This is a genomic window from Paenibacillus sp. MT86, assembly GCF_058792535.1.
On the sequence record NZ_CM179499.1, the window covers coordinates 1,266,729 to 1,284,238 of the forward strand.

Here is a 17,510-nt window from a genome sequence, read left to right on the forward strand (position 1 = left end):
TAAAAATAAAATATGAACGACTTGTTGTATCATGCTTACTTATCTGAAGGTCATGAACACCATGCTTCTGTTGAAGAGATTATGTCAGGCGGCATAAACTTTATGACAAAATCAAACAACCGATATAGCAACGGTGGTAGGGTGAAACTTGAGATTACAGAACGGTTCAGACCTTTCAATACACCAGATTGGGTTAACTTCAGAGAAGCAGTCGGAGTAGATCTGGTTAATCGTTTTACTAAATCTTTTTGTTTCCCGGTGTTTACGGATAGGATCCTAGTCTTTGATGGAGATATTTCTCTTTCTATATACGATCAAGCATTTTATGAGGATTTGAAGGATACCGATGAAGAAGCACTGAATTTTGATACAGGTGAAAGTATTGAACATTGGATAAATTTGTATTGGGGGAGTTTGATGACACTTGAAGAATACAATGCGACGAAGCCATATCCAAAGCCGGAAGTATTAGTCTTTGACTCCATTCCTAAAGAGATTATTCAAGTATGTGAATAATAAATTTTTGAGCCTTGGACTGGCTTGTGCTTTTTAATGTTTATTTTTGTAAAGGAATTTGTAGAGTGATGTAACTCGATAATTATTATTCGATTGCTCATTTACAGTTAGTGAAGAATCCCCAAAAAAAGGACGTGACATGGAAATGACCGCACAGCGATCCTTCCCATCACGTCTTTTTGGCGTGGATTATCCTTTATTCAGCAGCCGATAAAGCGTGAGCGCTAATTGAATCTGGAATAACTCGTCTGCGTTTTTTAAGCTGGAATTCAGCAGCTCTTTGATTTTGTCGATGCGATAGATAAAGGTGTTGCGGTGGATGATTTTGTAATGTGAAATAGATCCCTTTGCTAATTATAAAAAGAGGAAAAAACATCATATATTCGAATATACTCTAGAAACCATAAGAAGAGAGGGTACGCTGATGAATATGCAGACGCTAGTAGAGAAAACGAGTGCCGGCTTGTTTAACGATATCCTACAACGTGACTTTTCGCAGGACATGATTTCGGAATTGGAACAGATGAACGCAGTCCAATTGGAAAACAAATTGAAAGACATATTAGCAGTACCAATAGATATATCCAAGCAGAGGGTATTCGAATATCTTCAACTGTATTATTCAGCATCCTGGCAGAATCTCTTCACGGAGCTGAATGTGCCCCGTGCTTTAAGTCTTTTGGAAGTCGGTGCAGGCGATGTCATTTACATTCCCAAGGCTGTAGACGCCTATTCCCATGAAGCGGGGTCCTATGTGACGGCCAACCTCAACAGGGAGCTGACACAACATTTTCAGGAGAAAACAAAAGGAATGGACGTCAGCATACGGGTTGTTGAGGACGATGCCGCCAATATCGGTTTATATTATCCGGAGTCCTCTTTTGACGTTGTCGCTTTTCATCACGCTATTAACGATATCATCCAGACCATTATCGCGGATCGTGAAGGCATTGATACAGTAAATCAAGATTGGTGGACGATCGAACCTCTAATGCTGCAAGCGGTGATGGATTATCACCGCAAAGGTACGCTAAAAGATGCAGCGTATCAGGCGTTTATCCAAATCATAGACACAAGCTGTAAGCAGTTAAAGAGCGGAGGATACATGATATTCGATAACATTACCTATGCCGGATATGATGAAATGGGTTATTCCTCCGAATTTCACAACGACTATATACAACTGGCTAGAAGTTGGATCAGCGAAGCGAATCTAGGTCTGGAAGAGATCGAAGTCGATTCGTACGATAAACAATGGTGGATGATATGGAGAAAAGTATGAGCTTCTTATCGAAGTCATCATCAGGAGGGATTTAGTAGTGAGTAAGCCGATTATGCAGGTCGCTCTGGTTGTCGGACCGGATTGCGATATGGAGAGCCAAGCCGTAAGGGCGGCTCTGGAGTATTTCGGGGTGCGCGTCTTTACATACTGGATCGGGAGGCCGAATGATCTGATCTCCGTCTTGTCAGGCGATGATCTATATGAAGGCACCGATATAATGTTGTTGAACTTTCACGGGGATGAGGGCAGCATGATCATGCCGGAGCTCGGCGAAGAGGTATACGAGGAGGATGAGCCGAGGGGCGGCTTCGGGCCAGGCGAGATTATGCGATATGCGAAGCTGGACGGGAAGACGGTGATCGCGAACGGCTGCTCGCTGGGGGATCCAGCACTGGCCGACGCTTTCCTGAAGCGGGGCTGCAGGATGTATATCGGGCCGGATGACTACCCGGACGGCAACGATGCGCTGATGTTCGTTCTCCGGCTGTTCTATGAGATCGTTCAGCAAGGACGGGACGTGAAGGAAGCCTTTGCGCAAGCGGTGGCGATGAGTGGCGAGCTATCCATGTACCGGCTGTATGAACGACAGGAATCATAGATAAAAATTCTACACCCCTGCTCATGCCTAGCAGGGGTGTGTGCAAATATAAGTGCGATAGAGTTCCCCTAGTATCCAGATTCCCCGTTCTATCCATTCTTCTCCTCGAAATATTCCTGATACTGGCTCGGCGTGACGTGGGCGTACTTCTTGAAGATGCTGATAAAATACTTGTAATCACTGAATCCGATATCCTGCGCGATGGTGTAGACCTTGTTGTCGCCTGACTTCAGTAACTCGATCGATTTCTGGATGCGGTAACGGTTAAGAAATTCATTGAAGGTATAGCTTGTCTCCGCCTTGAATTTCTGGTTCAGGTAATAGGCGCTTAAGCCGAGCTCTTCCACGAGGTCATGAATGCTGATCTTCTTGGCATAGTTCTCCTGTACATAGGCGATCATTTTGGACACGTATTTCGAGGTTTTGGTTTCCTTCTCCAGAAATTTGCTGTTCAAAATCTCTTCTTTTTCCTGCGGATGATTCGAAATTACTTCATATTTGCGGATTAAATCCACTTTGGCTTTGGCTGATTCGAGTGCCGTTACCAGCTGCTCATCCTCTAAGGGCTTCACCAGGAATTCGGTGACGCCTAACTGGAGTGCCTGCTGCGCCAGGTGGAATTCATTATAACCGGAGATAATGATGCTGCTGAAGGTATGCTGCCGCAGTCCTTCCCGAATCATCGAGATGCCGTCCATAATCGGCATGGTGATGTCGGTTATGACGATATCAGGCCTCAGCTCGCAGATCTTCTCGTAGCCGTCCTGTCCGTTTAGTCCTTCTTCAATGACGATGCAATCGTATTGAACCCAATCGATGCTGAACCGGATGCCCCGGCGAATCATATCCTCATCTTCGACCAGCAGTACTTTAAACATGATATTCACTCCATTCGTAAGGAATCGTAAGGACGACACAGGTGCCTTTTCCTTGGTTGCTGTCAATATGGATGCCGGACGCTTCACCATATAGAAGCACTAAACGGCGATGAACGTTGTACAGTCCGATATGCTGCGTCGTGTTTGTCTGGCTTTGCAGTATCCGGTTCACTTCCTGCAGTCTCTCTTTTCTCATGCCTTGCCCGTTGTCGCGAACCTCGAGAATGAGCTTGCCGGCGGAGGTGTGGATGTTAATCTCGATCATCACATCACTTTGATTCTCATACCCATATTTGATAGCGTTTTCGATAATCGGCTGCAGCAGAAGCTTGGGGACGTACACATCCAGCGTTTCCTCGGCTACGGTAATCCGATAGTCCAGCCGGTCATTGAACCGGATTTGCTGCAGCTTCAGGTAATCCCGGACATAATTCATGTCATTCTTCAGCTGGACGCTTCGGTCATGTCCGATGCTGTATCGAAGCAATCGGGATAGGATCAGCACGATCTCCTGGGCTTGATTCGCGTCAATCTTAATGGCATAGCGCAGCGTTTCGAGCACATTAAAAATAAAATGCGGATGGAACTGCGATTGCAGCTGCTTCACCTCGATAATCGTGCGGAGCTCCGACAGCTCTTTATTTTTCTCGATCAATTCTTTCAGCCGATCCAGCATCACGTTGTACTCATTGCCGAGTATTTGAAACTCGTCATTCGTCTGAATGTCGACATAGCCGTTGAAGTTCCCTTCGCGCAGCTGGGCTAAAGCGTGTATGAGTTTATCGATCGATTCGGAATTGCGCGCCGACATTTTGTTCGCCAGGAACTGGATCAAGACCCAGAGCAGCAGGCTGGCCGCAAGGACAAAGAAAGAAACCGTATAATAGGTGTACTGCTCCGATTTGTAGGAATTCAGCGTAATGACTTGGATCGGCGTGCCAGGAATTCGTTTGGAATATTTGTAGTACTTGCCCCCGTTCAGCAGAACATGTCCCTTGTTATCGACCTTGGGGTTGAATTTATTGAGCACGCCTTTGGTCACATTGCTTGTCGTGGCGATAATGGTGTTGTGTTCATCGGTGATCAGGGCGATTTCATTATTTTGCTCGAAAATCACCTTCTGGATGTCCGATTCGTACAGCTGATAGATGATATAGCCTATCGTCTGCTGGTCCTTCACGATGGCTTTGCCGAATGTGTAGCTCGTATCGCGGTCATGCGAATAGCGGAAGCTGTTCATTTCGGTTAGCGTGTCGCCGGGCCGCTGTTCAATCCGGTGAATGAGGTTGCCGAAGGCAAAATTGGAGTACAGCGCATCCGCCGGGGCTGAACTGGCCAGGAAGACGCCATCGGTATTGACGATATGAAAAATACTTTTGATCTTCTGTCGATTGTTGAAATCATAGAACTCGGAATATACTTGTTCGCTGCCCAGATGGGAGCTTACATAGTTGATTACGGTGGGAGATTCGGCCATCCGATGAATCTCCTCGTCATACTGCCGATATACGCCGGATATGGACTGGCTGATGGACTGGGCGGCTTCGGTCGTTTTTTGGGTTAAGTTCAAACGCCCGTTCATAATCGTGAACGCCAAGAACAATACGATTAAGATGGAGAAGGGGATCATCGTATATACGCGAAACAAATGACGGGTGGATTCCTTGAAATTACGATAAGGTGTTGGTTTCATGCTGCCCTCCATCTGCGATAAGAACCTCGATCCTATTATACTGACTCGCGGTTAACCGCAGATAATCCAAATACATCCAAGCGGCCCTGCATGCTGCAGGCGCCGGCTTGGATGTAGGTCTACGTTATGATTACATTACATTTACATGGAAACTTCCTTTTGTCCGGAAAGCTTCAGGAAAACGAGCAGCGACACGACCGTAATGACGGTAAGAATCGTGGAGAGCGCTGCCGCCACGCCGTAGTTCCCGCGAATGACCTCGGTGTATATGGCGACCGTGACGGTCTTGGTTTTGCCTGTATACAGAATGATCGAAGTGCTTAATTCGGTAATGATGGTAATCCAGCTCAGGATCGCGCCGGAGACGACGCCTGCCAGCATCATCGGAAGCGTAATCCTGAAGAACGTCTTCATCTGGGAAGCGCCCAGGCTGATCGCCGCTTCTTCGATCCCGTCGTTAATCTGATGCAGAATGGCTGCGCTGGATCGTATTGTATAGGGCAGGCGCCGGATGACAAACGAGATGATCATGATGACGGCCGTCCCGCTTAACGCCAGCGGTTTATTGTTGAACGTGATCAATAGCGCGATCCCCAGTATGGAGCCGGGAACGATATATGGGAACATGGTGAAGATATCCAGCGTATTCGTCAACGCATTCTTTCTTCGAACGGTTACGTAAGCAATCAGTATCGCTAACAGAATGATGACGACCAGCGACACGATGGCCAGGAAGAACGTGTTCAGAATGACGCCGCCAATATTACTGAAAGCATCCCGGTAGCTTTGGAGCGAGAACCCTTCAACGAAAATTCTGCCGTTGGATTTCAGGAACGAAGTATAGATGACATAGAGCTGCGGCAGCAGCGCGATTAACGTATACAGATAGATAACCGCATGAGCCGCGATATTGCCGACGCCCTTCTTCTTCTTGGCTTCGATCGGATGCAGTGCGCTCATCGTAAAGGATTTGCGATTGGCTACGAATTTTTGCAGCAGGAATATCGTGGTGGCGAACAGAACGACAATGACGCTGATCGCCGCCGCAAAGCCGTCATCGCCGCCGACCTCACTGATGAACTCGTTAAAGATCAGCACGGGCACGGTTTTATATCCCTCGCCGATGAGCATCGGCGTACCAAAATCGGCAAGCGCGCGCATGAAGACGAGCAGGCCGCCTGCCAGCAAGGTTGGCGTAATAAGCGGGAGAAGCACTTTGCGCATTTTGGCTAAGCCTGTATAGCCCATGCTCTCGGCAGCTTCCATCAGCGATTGGTCCATATTCTTGAGTGCGCCTGATACATACATGAAGATCAGAGGGACCATCTGCAAGGTTAAGACGACTAAGATCCCCGTAAATCCATAGATATCCGGCATCGTAATGCCGAATGTGCTGCTGACGAATTTCGTAATGACGCCGCTTCTTCCGAGCAGCAGGATCCAGGAGTAAGCGCCAATGAACGGAGCCGACATCGACGAGATCAGAATCAGTACGCGAATGGCCGAGCTGCCTTTGATCTTCACCGTAGCCATGATATAAGCCAGCGGCGTTGCGATAATCGCGGCAAGCAAGGTTACGCTGACGGTCACCTTAACGCTGTTGAAGAGGGCGTTCAAATAGTAGGGCTTACTGAAAAACTTCGTGAAATAGGCAAGGGAAAAATCGCCTGTCGTGCCATTGTACACACTCTTGAACAGCATCGTAAACAATGGCAGGGCCAGAAACAGAATATAGAACGCAAAGATCAGTAACGAAATGTTGGTCCAGACATCAAATCGTTTGCGCGTCTCTCTCATAGCCGGACGCCCCTTGTATAGTTCAGTTCGCCGGCCGCATCATAGACATTAATTTTATCTTTTTTCACCTTGAGATAGATGTCTTGACCCGGCTCGAGGATCTGTGACGTTTTCGATTCCTGCGTAATCTCCACGCGTTGACCGGATGCCAAATCCACAAAATAATGGGTGTTCTGCCCCAAAAATACGCTGTGTACGATCGTTGCTTTCATGCCGGTCTGGTCCTCGGTTAATATGAACTCTTCCGGCCGAACCGAGATTTGAACGTTTAGCGTATCAGCCTTGGCATCTGACTTCGGCACCTCGATGTTCGTCATCTCTTCCGAATAGCCGGAGCCGAATGCCAGGGCATAGCTGCCTGCGGATTTTGTTATATTGCCCTCAAGAATGTTGGTCCGACCGATAAAGGTTGCAACGAATACGTTTGCAGGACGCTGGTAAATCTCCTGCGGCGTTCCCAGATGCTGAATCACGCCGGATTTCATGACCGCGATGCGGTCGGAAACCGCCATGGCTTCCTCCTGATCGTGCGTGACGTAGACGGTGGTAATCCCGACCTCCCGCTGAATGTCTTTAATCGCGTTACGCATGTCGACCCGAAGCTTGGCATCCAGGTTGGACAGAGGCTCATCCATCAGCAGGACGTCCGGCCGGATGACGATGGCTCTGGCTAGCGCAACGCGCTGCTGCTGGCCGCCGGACAGGTTCTTCGGCATGCGGTCTTTATAGGGCTCGATCTGAACGACCTTAAGGATGTCATCGACCTTGGTGTTAATCTCGGCCTTGGATAATTTCCGATTCTCCAGCCCGAACGCGATGTTTCCTTTGACGGTTAGGTGAGGGAAGATCGCATAGCTCTGAAAAACCATCCCGATATTCCGTTTGCCCGGTTCCACCTGGTTAATGACGCGCTCGTTAAAATGTATGGTTCCGCCTTCAATGCTGTTGAAGCCGGCAATCATGCGCAGCAGTGTCGTCTTGCCGCACCCGGAAGGCCCGAGAAGGGTGAAGAATTCACCCTTCTTGATCTCCAGGGACAGCTCGGGAATGACGGTTGTGTCGCCGTATTTTTTGATTAAGTCTTGAATGGTTATGGTTACGCTCATGGTTGTCACCTGATTCTATAGTTTATTTAACGCTAGTGAACAAATCGACATAACGCTCAACGATCTCGGATTTATGCGCGCTGACGTAGTCCGTGTCTTCATCGATCATGTGGATCTCTTCATAAGGCTTCATGTGGTCGCCAAGCTTGGTATCCTGGCGAAGCGGGCGGTTCGTTAATTGCGTGCCGAACGCATCCTGCGCTTCTTGGGACAGGATGAAGTCGATGAATTTCTTGGCGTTGTCCATGTGCGGCGCATCTTTGATGATGGCGGATCCCGCATCCAGGAATACAGCGCCTTCTTTCGGATACACGATTTCTACCGGTGCGCCGTTCTTTACATAGGTGCTGGAAGGGTCTTCGTAAGTAAGGCCGACTACGTATTCTCCGTCCGCCACGCTTTTGTGGACGGCGCCGGAACCGCTGGCGATTTTGCCGTCCAGGTTCTCGATCAGTTGACCGACATAATTCCAGCCCTGCTCACTCTCATAATCGCCGCCCATGGCTTTCAGCATGTTCGTTAACTGTGCGAAAGCGGAGCTGGAGCTTGCCGGGTCGGCGGAAGCAATTTTCCCTTTAAGCTGCGGATTCAGCAAATCCGCATAACCTTCGATTTTGATATCGCCGATCAGGTTTTTGTTCACGAGCAGCACGCTGCCATCCGAGATATAAGGGGTAGCGAAGCCCGACGTATTGCGGTGTCCTTCCATTAAATTCTTGTCTTCAGGCGATACGTAAGGCTCGTATAAAGCTTCGTTTTCGCGGAAGCCGGCCATGGAACCGCCGAACATTACGTCAGCGTATGGGTTCTGCTTCTCGGACTGTAAGCGCTTAATAATTTCTCCGGTGCCAGCCGTTACAAGCTCAACCGTGATCCCGGTCTGCTTCTCGAACATCGGAATGATGGTTTTGATGATCTCCTCGCTGTTTGGACTGTAGATCACGAGCTTATTCGACGAACCCGAATCGGACTCGCTGCTTGCACAACCGCTCAGCGCACCTATAATGAGCACGCAGGTTAACAGTAAAATCGACAGCTTTTTCATGAATAATCCCCCTTGAGCAAATGTTCGTTTCGTAATTGCATGTTCATTGTAGCAAGCTTGGTACCGTTTACATAATCCCATAATCCGCAAACATCGTCTAAAATTCGCAACCTATTTTCGATTAGAAAGGAATCCGAACCGGCATATTTTAAAGAATTCTTTTAGATCCGTTAGGGCAAGATATGGTTTGGAACAACGTCCGGCAAGATGGAGCTGTTCCTGTCACAAATTTCGAAGGAGTGAGATGGATGGCTAATAAAAACGATCGTAATCATAAGGCTGATGCTGACCGCGACACGACCAACATGGGCGTTGACGCTGGAGAAGCTATCGGAACCGCGGGCGGCGGCGTCGTGGGTGCTGCTGTAGGTTCCATACTGGGTCCGATCGGCACGATTGCCGGTGGTATCGCAGGCGCAGCATTGGGTAACAAAGCTGGCGAGGCTGCAGAAAATGACGACAACGATTCAAAATAAACGGCGTTAAACTACCATCTGTACGAGTAAAAATAAGGGGGCCTGGTGAATCCGGTGTGCCCTGAATTATTTGCTGTATGGTTGGACAAAGAACCGCGCTCCTGCGCGGTTCTTTCATTTTACATATAAGTTCTATGCAGCTGTAAACTTCAATTCCCTTCGCTTGACATACCACTACGCGATGTAGTAGGTTATAATCACTACATCGTGTAGTAATAAGTTCGTTATGGACGCATAACGACGTAAAGAGGTGTTCACCGTGAACCAGGTTCAAAAATTATCGGATACTGAAATGGAGCTCATGGAGGTGATTTGGGAGTGTACGCCGCCTGTCACATCCACCGAATTGCTCGCACTGTTTGCCCAGAGAGGAAGAGAATGGAAGGCACAGACCATTTCCACCTTCCTGTCGCGTTTGGTGGACAAAGGGGCACTTACGGCTGCGAGGGATGGACGGACCAATAAATATACGCCGCGCATTTCGCCTGAAGATTATAAGCTGATGGAAGCGCAGCACGTCCTGGACGGATTATATCAAGGCTCGGTTAAAAACCTAATTTCGGCTTTGTATGACGGCGAAAAGCTTTCAGATGAAGATATTGCAGAGCTGAAGCAATGGTTCTCGCAAAAGTAGGGGTGCTTATGAATACTATTCTTGAATTGCTGTTAACCCTTACCGTTGCCGGAAGTGCCGTTGTAGCCTGCATTCTTGTACTGCGGATCGTATTCGTCAATACCTTTCCTACAAAGTGGCGCTATGGAATTGGCAAAATGGCAGTAGTCTTTTATCTTTTACCCGTCGTCCTTGGTATTCAGTGGATCTCGCCGCTTTTTACATTTAGTGCAGCAGCAACCGTTCCCATTGTGAACGAGTTGCCTTCAACTGAGCAACATGCGCTGCCCGGTCCATATTCAGGGACTGGTTTGGAGCCGTTCATTCCGGCAAAGACCATTTCAGTAAACGTAGCCCTGCCCCTTATTGTCTTATGGGCACTCGGCGCTATAGCTTTTGCTGCATGGCAGATGTATTGTTATCGCAGATTTTTAAAGAAATTAGAACATTCGCGTGTCACCGTTCCGATAAGCAGCGAAGCAGCGAAACAGCTTTCCTTCATCAAGGAAGCCCTCGGTGTGAAAAGCAGCGTCGGGCTTGCCCACAGCTCCATCATTCGGAGCCCTGTTCTTGTCGGCCTATGGAAACCTACCATTTATCTCCCTATAGAGAATACCGTTAACATGGACATGGTAATCCGTCATGAGTTGATCCATCTGAAACGGAAAGATTTATGGGTCAAAGCGTTCACGCTCGGAGCAAGCGCCCTACATTGGTTTAACCCTTTGGTGCACATTCTTCGCAAGGACCTTCATGTATGGAGCGAGCTGTCTTGTGATGAAGAAGTCGTAAAAGAGATGTCCTATGCCGAGCGGAAACGCTATGGGGAGACGATTTTAAGCGTCATGGCAGGGTCAAGGAATTTACCCGTGCAATTTATTGCCTCCTTATCCGGTGACGGCAAACAATTGAAAAGGAGATTAATGATGATGCTGAATGTAAAGAAACAAAAAAAGAAAACAATGTATCTCACGTTAACAGGGGTGTTTTTGGTAGCTGTAATTAGCACGTCAGCAGCGGCATGGGCTTCTAGCAATACGCCTAAAATCATTGAGGCTGGTCATGCTGAAGCTCAACCAACAGAAGCGGCCCCAAGAGCGGTATCCTCTGAAGTCCTAGTTGAGAATAATGGAAACCATGTTGTAGATTATCCCAAAGAAGCTCGTCCTGAAGCTGCCCCTGAGAATGAAGGAGACGATGTTGTAGCTTATCCAGAAGAAGCTCGTCTTGTGGCTGTCGCTGAAGGAAGCAATGTCGTGGATTATCCAACAGAGGCTCGTCCTGCAGCTGTAGTTGAGAAAGAAGGAAACGGTGTTGTGGATTATCCAACAGAAGCACGTCCTGTGGCTGAAGTTAAGAATGAAGGTAGCAATGTTATAGCTCCTTCAACGGAAGCTGCCCCTTCGGAGGTAATCGTTGAGAGTGAAGGAAACCCGGTTGTAGCTCCTTCAGCAGAAGCTCGTCCTGTCGATCAGGGTTATAAGTCTCATCCAAACGAGACTCCCCGAGTACTTCCATTACGATAAGATCCATGACGCTTGAAGATATTCTGAGTGTGCTTGATGCTGATGAGTGACGCATTCTAACATAAACGATGAACATAACATCAATAATTAGAGCAAAAACGAAAGAAGAGGGTACTCCCTCTTCTTTCCCTATATATTAGAATGGCCTCAGATCGCATTTATAGCTGTAGCTGTAAATGCCAGCCTATGGTACGATGTGAAGGATTGGCAAGCGAGCAAGCTGGCAAATCGTCATACGATCATAGACATGGGATTGGGGATAACATCTTGAAGACGTTTAAGAAAGTTTACATAGAAATCACGAGCATTTGTAATTTGGCCTGCACGTTCTGTCCGCCGACGGAGCGCAAGGCCAACTTCATTAAAGTGGAGGACTTTGCGAGAAGATTGGATGAGATCAAGCCGCACACGAGTTACATTTATCTGCATGTGAAGGGAGAGCCGCTGCTTCATCCGAAGATCGACGAGCTGCTGGATATCAGCCATGAGAAGGGGTTCAAGGTCAATATCACGACCAACGGCACGTTGATCGCGAAGAACCGGCATAAGCTGCTGGGCAAGCCGGCGTTGAGACAGATGAACTTCTCGCTCCACAGCTTTGACGGACATGTCGGCTCCACGGACCGTGAAGGATATTTGCGGGACATCCTCTCTTTTGTGCGGGATGCGGAGGAACATAAGGTCATCTTCTCGTTCCGTCTGTGGAACCTAACGCAGGACAACCAAACGAACCTGGAGAAGAGCCGAAACCGCCAGACGCTTGAAATGTTGGAGCAGGAATTCAATTTGGACTACCGCATCGAGGAAAAGGTTGAACCCGGCGGTGGCGTAAGGGTAGCCGAACGCGTCTACCTGAACCAGGATTATGAGTTCCAGTGGCCGAGCTTGTCTGCCCCGGAGGATGACGGCAAGGGCTTCTGCCACGCGCTGCGCAGTCAGGCGGCCATTCTTGTAGACGGGACGGTCGTGCCTTGCTGTCTGGACGGGGAAGGGGTCATCAACTTGGGCAACCTTCATCAGAAGTCCTTCTCGGACATCGTGGATGGGGAGCGGGCGAACAACCTCGTAGACGGATTCTCGCGCCGGGAAGCGGTTGAGGAATTATGCAGAAAATGCGGATATCGGCAGCGGTTTGGGGCTTAAAGGGGAGGCGGAGGAAAATTCCGCTTCTTTTTTTATGCCGATCTGTGGTATCGTTATATGTTATGACGTAAATATAGATATTCACCATAAAGGAGATCCCATGACATTTGAAGATTTAAATATATCCCCTGTCATTCTCAAGGCTTTGGCCAAGGAGAATTACAAAGCGCCGACGCCGATTCAGGCTCAGGCGATCCCGGCTGTGCTGGCCGGCAGAGATTTGCTGGGCTGCGCCCAGACCGGAACCGGGAAGACCGCCGCTTTTTCGGTGCCGATGATCCAGCTGTTGAATCAGCAACCCCCTAAACCGGGCATGGGGCGCCGCATTCGCGCATTGGTGTTGTCGCCGACCCGGGAGCTTGCCCTGCAAATTTCGGATAACGTCAAAGCTTACAGCCAGTTCACCAAGCTGCGTTCGACGGCCATTGTTGGCGGCGTTTCGCAGAAGACGCAGGAGCGGGCGCTTCAGCAAGGAGCGGACATTCTGATTGCTACGCCAGGCAGACTGCTGGATCTCATAAATCAGAAGCACGTCGATTTGCAGCATGTGGAGATTTTGGTGCTGGATGAGGCCGACCGGATGCTGGATATGGGCTTCATCCATGACGTGAAGCGAATCATCGCCAAAATGCCGAGCAAAAAACAAACGCTGTTCTTCTCGGCCACGATGCCTGCGGAAATCACCCAGCTTGTCCAAACCTTGCTGCACAATCCCGTAAAAGTCGAGATCACGCCGGTCTCCTCTACGGCCGAACGGATCGAGCAATCGGTGTACCTGCTGGAAACCGGGAATAAGCAGCAGCAATTGAATGAGCTGATGAAGGACCCGTCCATCGTGTCGGCATTGGTCTTTACCCGTACGAAGCGGGGAGCTGACCGGGTTGCGCGCGGTCTGAACAAGGTGAATATTACGGCTCAGGCCATTCACGGCGACAAATCGCAAACCAGCCGCCAGACGGCGCTCAACAATTTCAAAAGCGGGGCGACCCGCGTCCTGGTGGCAACGGATATCGCCGCGCGCGGGATCGACATCGACGAGCTGTCGCATGTCATTAACTTCAACCTCCCGAACATTCCGGAAACGTATGTGCACCGGATTGGGCGCACGGGGCGCGCGGGACTGAGCGGGACGGCGATATCGTTCTGCGAAGTGGACGAGGTTCCTTTTCTTCGGGATATCGAGAAGCTAATCGGAAAGTCCATTCCGGAAGTGAAGGACCATGACTTCCCGATGTCCGGGGCGTTAAGAGCCGCCAAGGTGGACCCGACGCCAAAATCCGGCTCGTCCAAGCCCGGCAAAGGCAAGTCAGCTGCATCGAGACCTGCTAAACCGAAGGCGGATACGGCCCGCAAACCAAAGGCCGACGCGGCACGCAACCCGAAGACGGGTGCACCCCGCCAATCAAGACAAGACGCGGGAAATAAGCCGAAGACGGACGCCGCCCGCCAATCCAAGACGAACTCGGCGCGTAAGCCCATGACGGAAGCCGTCACGAATCCATATTCAGAGATGGCACGAAAGCTGAGTTCGGAAGCAGCTTCGAAACCTAACAACGGCCAGGCCCGGAAACGCAAGTCCGGCGGATTCAACAAGGGAAGCAGAGCCGGCAGACCTTCATAAGTGGAAGCGGCGATTGGGGGATGACTTCTTATCATGGCCAACAGCCATTCATGCATGCCCCAAACCACGCACCATGCGCATGAATTATGCAGCCGTCTCCGACGAACCCATTAAACTTAAAAAGCACCCTTTTCACTTGTGAAGTGGAAGGGTGCTTTTTTTTCTTGATGCCGCTAGTGAGCTACTCGCTCTTTTTCCCCGCAAGAAACAGAAACAACGGAATTCTGCGCCTGCGCTCATAGGTTTCCTCGTTGACAAAATACTCTCGCATAGGATGGGACTCCCTCAAGTGCTCCACGATAAAGCCGGCTTCCTGCATCGCCCGGAAGTGATCCTCGACGGTTCGATGGTACTTATGAACGGTGCCGCCGAGCCATTGCTGCTCCCGGTAGCCTTGGATGAAGTAGTTGTCCACCACCCAATTCGTTCTGGTGCCGGACGGCTGCAGCGTGGAGGTAATGACGGGATGCTCGACGGAGAAGATGAACCTTCCGCCTGGCTTCAAGGTCTGGTGAACGCTTCGAAAGATACCCCCGATATCCTGCAGATAGTGAAGGGCAAGCCTGGAGAGCACTACATCATAGGTGTCGCGCGAATACGCGTAATCCTCCATCCTCATGTGTTGAACGGTCCCGTTCTTGTAATCGGCCAGGCTGCTCGAAGCGGCTTCCACCATGTTGCGGGAGCCCTCGATTCCGGCATAGGAGGCACACCCCTCTTGAAGCAGTTCCACGCCGAAGCCGGCATCACCGCACCCCAGGTCCAATACATGAAGGCCCGCGATATCCCCCAGCAGCTGCCTGATGACGGGCTTCTCCAACGTATCGTTGGCATTCTCCCGCCACTGCCGCCGTTCCATGTATTTTTCGAAATTCTTGTCGTTGTCGTAAAAATCGGATCCGTGATAGCTCATAGACGCCTCCTTCGGATATCAGCCTGCATCCATCTTGATGTACTGTACCACACCGCAGATATGAGATGAATCAAAAAGGCGAAAAAATCTTAACTCAGGAAATCCTTGATGATGCAAAAATGAAGCGACGACCAAAGATGAATCGCACCAACCCTGGGTCCCCTTCATATGGTGCATGAGCCGACTTTTTCATTTAAAAAAATGCTGGAACCTATTTTAAGGTCTCCTGTAAGGTGAGAGTCAATGGTATGATCATATAAAGTAAGATAGAAGAGGTTTATGAAGGGGAGAAGGCTCATGTTCATCGTCAATGTGGAAGGTGCCGTGCATAAGGACGGGCAGTGGCTGATGATAACGCGCAGCTTGAAGGAAGAGAACGCAGGAGGAACGCTTTCGTTCGTGGGAGGCAAGGTCGACAAGGAAGGCAGCACGCCGGATATTCTGGAGCGCACGGTGAAGCGGGAGCTTTACGAAGAAGTCGGGGTTGAGGTGAAGGAAAACGTTACATATGTCTACAGCTCTTCGTTTGTAACGGGCGATGGCCGTTCCGTCATCAATATGGTGTTCTTGTGCGAGTATGATGGAGGAACGCCGTATTGCAAAAGCCCGGACGAGGTCGATTCGGTGCAGTGGATGACGCCGTCGGAAATTAGGGATCATCCCCAGACGCCGCCGTGGACGATGGAGAGCGTACGGCGGGCGGAGGAGGCGCGGAGGAAGCTTAAATAAGCATGGTTTTCGAAAAGCAAAATCCTAAGAATGGGGGAAGGGTATGAGCAGCCTATTGCAGGTTCGAGTCACCGGAATTTTGATCGAAGATGAACGGATTCTGCTGGTCAAACAGAGCGTTTCGTCGGAACGCGGCTGGTCGCTTCCGGGAGGAAGGGTAGAGCAAGGGGAAACGCTGGAGGAAGCCATGATTCGGGAAATGGAAGAGGAGACCGGGCTTGTTACAAAAGTGACCAAGCTTCTGTATTTATGCGATAAGCCGGATTCATCGCCATCACTTTTGCATATTACGTTTTTGCTGGAACGCTTGGAGGGGGAAATCCGCCTCCCGACGAATGAGTTCGATCTCAATCCTATCGGCGATGTGGTCATGGTCCCGATCGCAGATTTAGCAAACCACGGGTTTTCCGAGAAGTTTATGACGATCGTTCAGCGCGGATTTCCGGAGTCAGGAAGCTATCAAGGGCTCAAGCGCAATATTGGATTATAGGGAGGTGCTGGTCCTATGAAAAAGATATACGTCGTGCGCCATTGCCAAGCGGAGGGACAAGCGGCGGATGCTCCGTTAACCGAGCAGGGGCTTCAGCAATCGCTTGAACTTGCTAAATTTCTGCACGACAAAGGGATTGACCGTATTGTTTCAAGTTCTTATCGCAGGGCTCACGACACCATTAGACCCTTGGCTGATCGCATGGGCGTGGCCGTTGTGCTGGATGAGAGGTTGACCGAGCGAATACTGTCGGGTCGAAATGCACCTGGATGGCGGGAGATGCTGCGCAGAACCTATGAGGATCTGGACTTGTGCTTTGAAGGCGGAGAATCAAGCCGTACAGCCATGCATCGTGCGGTAAGCGTAGTCCATGAGGTCCTGCAGAGTTCAAGCCGAAATGCCGTTATGGTATCCCATGGCAATCTGATCTCGCTTCTGCTGAAGCATTACGATGACCGGATCGGCTTCAACGAGTGGGAGGCTTTCTCCAATCCCGACGTATATAAGCTCAGCTTCCGTTCAGATATACCGGAGATCCAGCGGATATGGAATTCATAGCCACGAAAGAAGGCGTATGTAAAAAAGACTTCATAAGCATTTATTCCCTATATTTGGCGATGGCCCGTCCCCTATAATGGAGTTGCACGGATATCCGGCTTGTCCATCCTAAGGATTGAGCTTCGCATAACAAAGAATAATCGCGGCGGAGGCGAGCGGCGTGCATGGGTTCGAAATACCATTGGAGATTATGAAATAAAGGGGATATGAACCATGGCCAAAACAAAACGGGGCCGCGCACTATGGAACATGCCATCGCGCGGCCGCGGCACATGCCCGGTATGCAGCACGTCGCGCATCAAACTTCTCTACGTCGCCAACAAATCGGACGGCACGGCGCTGAAGGTATGCAAACGATGCCAGAATGCCGATCAGTCCAGAGTGGACGCAGCGGTAGTGTAAGATGCAGCTGTGCTGATATCTAGGTCAACAGCAACAGAGCAACCGTGTTCCGTACGTGGAGCCGCAACATCCGAAAAACCCGTTCCTTCATGAAGAAGGGCGGGTTTTTTTATGGTGCCAGGGC

The 17,510-nt window shown here is 49.8% G+C and carries 19 protein-coding genes; 12 read left to right on the top strand and 7 right to left on the bottom strand.

All coding sequences use genetic code 11. From position 1 onward, the window contains the following. Nucleotides 1-12 precede the first annotated feature (12 nt). On the top strand, nucleotides 13-516 hold the full coding sequence (locus tag AC3RCL_RS05380; RefSeq protein ID WP_340964098.1) for a DNA polymerase III: 504 nt from the start codon (nucleotides 13-15) through the stop codon (nucleotides 514-516). Nucleotides 517-705: 189 nt separating this feature from the next. Here the strand turns inward: AC3RCL_RS05380 and AC3RCL_RS05385 are convergent, their stop codons facing one another. Further along, nucleotides 706-855 carry a helix-turn-helix domain-containing protein gene (locus AC3RCL_RS05385; protein WP_340969827.1) on the bottom strand — a complete coding sequence of 50 codons (150 nt, stop codon included), beginning with the start codon at nucleotides 853-855 and terminating at the stop codon, nucleotides 706-708. Between the two features lie 85 nt (nucleotides 856-940). Between AC3RCL_RS05385 and AC3RCL_RS05390 the strand changes: the two genes are divergently transcribed. Both AC3RCL_RS05390 and AC3RCL_RS05395 read left to right on the top strand, forming a co-directional pair. Next, a complete protein-coding gene (locus tag AC3RCL_RS05390; RefSeq protein WP_492534745.1) occupies nucleotides 941-1,798 on the top strand; it encodes a class I SAM-dependent methyltransferase in 858 nt (285 codons plus the stop codon). A 37-nt stretch (nucleotides 1,799-1,835) separates the two neighbouring features. Beyond that, on the top strand, nucleotides 1,836-2,396 hold the full coding sequence (locus AC3RCL_RS05395) for a delta-aminolevulinic acid dehydratase (RefSeq protein ID WP_492534746.1): 561 nt from the start codon (nucleotides 1,836-1,838) through the stop codon (nucleotides 2,394-2,396). Between the two features lie 89 nt (nucleotides 2,397-2,485). Here the strand turns inward: AC3RCL_RS05395 and AC3RCL_RS05400 are convergent, their stop codons facing one another. The 5 genes from AC3RCL_RS05400 to AC3RCL_RS05420 form a co-directional block, all read right to left on the bottom strand. After that, complete coding sequence (locus AC3RCL_RS05400; protein WP_096775067.1) at nucleotides 2,486-3,274, bottom strand: response regulator transcription factor; 789 nt, start codon at nucleotides 3,272-3,274, stop codon at nucleotides 2,486-2,488. Further along, entirely contained in the window at nucleotides 3,267-4,967 is a 1,701-nt protein-coding gene (locus AC3RCL_RS05405; protein ID WP_492534747.1) for a sensor histidine kinase, read from the bottom strand. The genes AC3RCL_RS05400 and AC3RCL_RS05405 overlap by 8 nt, the downstream gene beginning before the upstream one ends. 141 nt (nucleotides 4,968-5,108) lie before the next feature. Then, nucleotides 5,109-6,764, bottom strand: coding sequence for an ABC transporter permease (locus AC3RCL_RS05410; RefSeq protein ID WP_492534748.1), 1,656 nt, complete (start codon nucleotides 6,762-6,764; stop codon nucleotides 5,109-5,111). Beyond that, nucleotides 6,761-7,870, bottom strand: coding sequence for an ABC transporter ATP-binding protein (locus tag AC3RCL_RS05415; protein WP_492534749.1), 1,110 nt, complete (start codon nucleotides 7,868-7,870; stop codon nucleotides 6,761-6,763). Before AC3RCL_RS05415 ends, AC3RCL_RS05410 begins: the two co-directional genes overlap by 4 nt. Nucleotides 7,871-7,892: 22 nt before the next feature. Next, nucleotides 7,893-8,915 (bottom strand): ABC transporter substrate-binding protein, encoded by a 1,023-nt coding sequence (locus AC3RCL_RS05420; protein WP_012819234.1) that lies wholly within the window; start codon nucleotides 8,913-8,915, stop codon nucleotides 7,893-7,895. A gap of 248 nt (nucleotides 8,916-9,163) precedes the next feature. On the opposite strand from AC3RCL_RS05420, the gene AC3RCL_RS05425 reads away from it, so the two are divergent. The 5 genes from AC3RCL_RS05425 (at nucleotide 9,164) to AC3RCL_RS05445 (ending at nucleotide 14,294) form a co-directional block, all read left to right on the top strand. Continuing rightward, nucleotides 9,164-9,391: a glycine zipper domain-containing protein gene (locus tag AC3RCL_RS05425; protein WP_012819235.1), complete on the top strand. Its 228-nt coding sequence runs from the start codon at nucleotides 9,164-9,166 to the stop codon at nucleotides 9,389-9,391. Between the two features lie 259 nt (nucleotides 9,392-9,650). Then, on the top strand, nucleotides 9,651-10,025 hold the full coding sequence (locus AC3RCL_RS05430) for a BlaI/MecI/CopY family transcriptional regulator (RefSeq protein WP_036661746.1): 375 nt from the start codon (nucleotides 9,651-9,653) through the stop codon (nucleotides 10,023-10,025). 8 nt (nucleotides 10,026-10,033) lie between these two features. Next, complete coding sequence (locus AC3RCL_RS05435) at nucleotides 10,034-11,530, top strand: M56 family metallopeptidase (protein WP_492534750.1); 1,497 nt, start codon at nucleotides 10,034-10,036, stop codon at nucleotides 11,528-11,530. Between the two features lie 267 nt (nucleotides 11,531-11,797). After that, nucleotides 11,798-12,673, top strand: coding sequence for a radical SAM/SPASM domain-containing protein (locus tag AC3RCL_RS05440; RefSeq protein WP_192569592.1), 876 nt, complete (start codon nucleotides 11,798-11,800; stop codon nucleotides 12,671-12,673). 100 nt (nucleotides 12,674-12,773) lie between these two features. Further along, complete coding sequence (locus tag AC3RCL_RS05445) at nucleotides 12,774-14,294, top strand: DEAD/DEAH box helicase (RefSeq protein ID WP_492534751.1); 1,521 nt, start codon at nucleotides 12,774-12,776, stop codon at nucleotides 14,292-14,294. A gap of 181 nt (nucleotides 14,295-14,475) precedes the next feature. Here AC3RCL_RS05445 and AC3RCL_RS05450 read toward each other — a convergent pair whose 3' ends face one another. Continuing rightward, a complete protein-coding gene (locus AC3RCL_RS05450) occupies nucleotides 14,476-15,207 on the bottom strand; it encodes a class I SAM-dependent methyltransferase (RefSeq protein WP_492534752.1) in 732 nt (243 codons plus the stop codon). A gap of 297 nt (nucleotides 15,208-15,504) precedes the next feature. Between AC3RCL_RS05450 and AC3RCL_RS05455 the strand changes: the two genes are divergently transcribed. From AC3RCL_RS05455 to AC3RCL_RS05470, 4 genes are all read left to right on the top strand, one after another. Beyond that, the gene (locus AC3RCL_RS05455) at nucleotides 15,505-15,936 is read left to right on the top strand and encodes an NUDIX hydrolase (protein ID WP_492534753.1); all 432 of its coding nucleotides are present in this window, start codon (nucleotides 15,505-15,507) and stop codon (nucleotides 15,934-15,936) included. Nucleotides 15,937-15,979: 43 nt separating this feature from the next. Next, nucleotides 15,980-16,426 (top strand): NUDIX hydrolase, encoded by a 447-nt coding sequence (locus AC3RCL_RS05460; protein WP_096775077.1) that lies wholly within the window; start codon nucleotides 15,980-15,982, stop codon nucleotides 16,424-16,426. Nucleotides 16,427-16,441: 15 nt separating this feature from the next. Beyond that, nucleotides 16,442-16,984, top strand: a complete 543-nt coding sequence (locus tag AC3RCL_RS05465) for a histidine phosphatase family protein (RefSeq protein ID WP_492534754.1) — start codon at nucleotides 16,442-16,444, stop codon at nucleotides 16,982-16,984. A 213-nt stretch (nucleotides 16,985-17,197) separates the two neighbouring features. Then, nucleotides 17,198-17,386 (top strand): hypothetical protein, encoded by a 189-nt coding sequence (locus AC3RCL_RS05470; protein ID WP_009593181.1) that lies wholly within the window; start codon nucleotides 17,198-17,200, stop codon nucleotides 17,384-17,386. The last annotated feature ends 124 nt before the right edge of the window (nucleotides 17,387-17,510 follow it).

What these genes read in the sequence shown, in the direction of transcription:
- AC3RCL_RS05420 (WP_012819234.1), bottom strand. Translation starts at nt 8,915, where the DNA reads ATGAAAAAGCTGTCGATTTTACTGTTAACCTGCGTGCTCATTATAGGT.
- AC3RCL_RS05435 (WP_492534750.1), top strand. Translation starts at nt 10,034, where the DNA reads ATGAATACTATTCTTGAATTGCTGTTAACCCTTACCGTTGCCGGAAGT.
- AC3RCL_RS05455 (WP_492534753.1), top strand. Translation starts at nt 15,505, where the DNA reads ATGTTCATCGTCAATGTGGAAGGTGCCGTGCATAAGGACGGGCAGTGG.
- AC3RCL_RS05460 (WP_096775077.1), top strand. Translation starts at nt 15,980, where the DNA reads ATGAGCAGCCTATTGCAGGTTCGAGTCACCGGAATTTTGATCGAAGAT.
- AC3RCL_RS05410 (WP_492534748.1), bottom strand. Translation starts at nt 6,764, where the DNA reads ATGAGAGAGACGCGCAAACGATTTGATGTCTGGACCAACATTTCGTTA.
- AC3RCL_RS05470 (WP_009593181.1), top strand. Translation starts at nt 17,198, where the DNA reads ATGGCCAAAACAAAACGGGGCCGCGCACTATGGAACATGCCATCGCGC.
- AC3RCL_RS05400 (WP_096775067.1), bottom strand. Translation starts at nt 3,274, where the DNA reads ATGTTTAAAGTACTGCTGGTCGAAGATGAGGATATGATTCGCCGGGGC.
- AC3RCL_RS05390 (WP_492534745.1), top strand. Translation starts at nt 941, where the DNA reads ATGAATATGCAGACGCTAGTAGAGAAAACGAGTGCCGGCTTGTTTAAC.
- AC3RCL_RS05425 (WP_012819235.1), top strand. Translation starts at nt 9,164, where the DNA reads ATGGCTAATAAAAACGATCGTAATCATAAGGCTGATGCTGACCGCGAC.
- AC3RCL_RS05415 (WP_492534749.1), bottom strand. Translation starts at nt 7,870, where the DNA reads ATGAGCGTAACCATAACCATTCAAGACTTAATCAAAAAATACGGCGAC.
- AC3RCL_RS05445 (WP_492534751.1), top strand. Translation starts at nt 12,774, where the DNA reads ATGACATTTGAAGATTTAAATATATCCCCTGTCATTCTCAAGGCTTTG.
- AC3RCL_RS05465 (WP_492534754.1), top strand. Translation starts at nt 16,442, where the DNA reads ATGAAAAAGATATACGTCGTGCGCCATTGCCAAGCGGAGGGACAAGCG.
- AC3RCL_RS05450 (WP_492534752.1), bottom strand. Translation starts at nt 15,207, where the DNA reads ATGAGCTATCACGGATCCGATTTTTACGACAACGACAAGAATTTCGAA.
- AC3RCL_RS05405 (WP_492534747.1), bottom strand. Translation starts at nt 4,967, where the DNA reads ATGAAACCAACACCTTATCGTAATTTCAAGGAATCCACCCGTCATTTG.
- AC3RCL_RS05380 (WP_340964098.1), top strand. Translation starts at nt 13, where the DNA reads ATGAACGACTTGTTGTATCATGCTTACTTATCTGAAGGTCATGAACAC.